Genomic DNA, 2,167 nt, shown 5'->3' with positions numbered 1-2,167 from the left:
TGTTGACGACGCCTGAAAACTGACCCCCTGTCGACGGGTGAATTTTGACCCCCGTCATTGATAGGAGGGTGATTTCAGTGGAGCAGTGGGCGGAGATCCGCCGTTTGCATCGCACGGAGCAGGTGCCGATTAAGGAGATCGCGCGTCAGCTCGGTGTGGCCCGTAATACGGTGCGGTCGGCGTTGGCGGCCGATGCGCCGCCGCAGTACTCGCGGGCACCGCGGGGTTCGGCAGTGGATGCGTTCGAACCGCAGATCCGGGCGTTGCTCAAGGACCATCCGCGGATGCCAGCGACGGTGATCGCACAGCGGATCGGGTGGACCAGGTCGATCACGGTGCTCAAAGACCGGGTGCGGGTGATCCGCCCGGAGTACCGCGGCCTCGATCCGGCTGATCGAGTGATCTACGAGCCGGGGGCCTGTTCGCAGTGGGACCTGTGGTTCCCCGACTACCGTATCCCGTTGGGCCACAACCAGTTAGCGATCTTGCCGGTGTTGGTGATGACGTTGGCGTATTCGAGGTTCCGGGCCGGGTTGATGATCCCCTCGCGCCAGGGCGGCGACATTCTGGCCGGGATGTGGCAGCTGCTGAGCCGGATCGGCGCGGTGACCGCCAAACTGGTGTGGGACCGCGAGTCTGCGATCGGCGGCACGGGCCGGCCCACGGTGGTGGCCACGTCGTTTGTTGGGACGTTGGGCACCCGCCTGGAGCTGGCTCCACCGGCGGACCCTGAGTACAAGGGCATGGTTGAACGCAACAACAGGTTCTTTGAGACCTCGTTCCTGCCAGGCAGGGTGTTCGGTTCGCCGGCCGATTTCAACACCCAGTTCGAGGCGTGGCTGACCGAGCACGCCAACACCACTCGGGTGCGTTCGATCCGGGCCCGTCCGATCGATCTGCTGGCCGAGGACCTGGCCGGGATGACACTGCTGCCGCCGGTACCCCCGGCGACCGGCATCTGCCATCGGGTGCGCCTGGCGCGGGACTACTACGTGCGGGTCGCCGGTAACGACTACTCGGTGCATCCGGCGGTCATCGGTCGGCTTGTTGATATCACCGCCACCCTCGATCGCGTGATCGTCACCTGCGAAGGGCAGGTAGTCGCCACCCATCAGCGGTGCTGGGCCCGGCACATGACGCTCACCGACCCGCAGCACGTGGCCGCCGCCGCGCTGCTGCGCCGCCACTACCACCAACAACGCACCACCGGCGATAGCGGTCGGGTGCGCACCCACCGTGACGGGCACCTGGTGCCGATCCGTTCCCTGCCCGATTACGACGACCTGTTCGGCGTTGATTTCACCGTCCTGGGAGAACCATCATGAACGACCCAAACATGCACGGCCACAGCGAGATTGGTAAACAGATCGAGTATCTGGCCCGGGTGTTGAAAACCCCGACGATCCGGCGGATGTGGGCTGAGCTGGCTGAGCGGGCTCGCGCCGAAACGTGGAGCCACGAACAATATTTGGCCGCGGTCCTGGAGCGCCAAGTCAACGAACGCGAAGCCAACGGCACCGCATTACGTATTGCCGGTGCCCGGTTCCCGGCGACAAAAACGTTGGAAGACTTCACCTTTGACCATGTACCGTCATTGCCGCGGGATGTGATCGCACACTTGGCGACAAGCACATGGATCGCCAAGGGCGACAACGTGATTCTGCTCGGACCACCCGGGGTCGGCAAAACTCATCTGGGCATCGCTCTGGGCATCAAGGCCGCCCAGAGCAGCTACCCGGTGCTCTTTGATACCGCGACCGGCTGGGCGGCCCGGCTCACCGACGCCCACAACAGCGGCCGCCTGCCACAAGAGCTCAAACGGCTGCGCCGCTACCGACTGCTGATCATCGACGAGATCGGCTACCTGCCGTTCGATTCGGACACCGCCAACCTGTTCTTCCAACTGATCGCCAGCCGCTACGAACAGGGATCGATCCTGATCACCTCGAACATGCCGTTCGGCCGCTGGGGCGAAGTCTTCGCCGACGAGATCGTCGCCGCCGCCCTGATCGACCGACTGGTCCACCACGCCGAAGTCATCACCATCAACGGCGACTCCTACCGGACCAAAACACGCCGAGAACTGGTCAGAACCAGCAAGTAACCACAACCAAGGGGGTCAAAATTCAACCGACGCTACGGGGTCAATTTTCGACCGTCGTTGACA

2 protein-coding genes are annotated in these 2,167 nt (G+C 63.8%); both read left to right on the top strand.

Features of this window, described 5'->3' with window-relative positions; translation table 11 throughout:
* Positions 1 to 68: 68 nt before the first annotated feature.
* Positions 69 to 1,325 (top strand): IS21 family transposase, encoded by a 1,257-nt coding sequence (istA, locus tag ACJH7A_RS30350; RefSeq protein WP_165605542.1) that lies wholly within the window; start codon positions 69 to 71, stop codon positions 1,323 to 1,325.
* Positions 1,322 to 2,104 carry an IS21-like element helper ATPase IstB gene (istB, locus tag ACJH7A_RS30345; RefSeq protein ID WP_212812412.1) on the top strand — a complete coding sequence of 261 codons (783 nt, stop codon included), beginning with the start codon at positions 1,322 to 1,324 and terminating at the stop codon, positions 2,102 to 2,104. Before istA ends, istB begins: the two co-directional genes overlap by 4 nt.
* Positions 2,105 to 2,167 lie beyond the last annotated feature (63 nt).

It is taken from the genome of Mycobacterium sp. SMC-17 (assembly GCF_045310915.1).
Classification (GTDB): domain Bacteria; phylum Actinomycetota; class Actinomycetes; order Mycobacteriales; family Mycobacteriaceae; genus Mycobacterium.
This window is presented reverse-complemented; position numbering and strand designations above follow the sequence as displayed.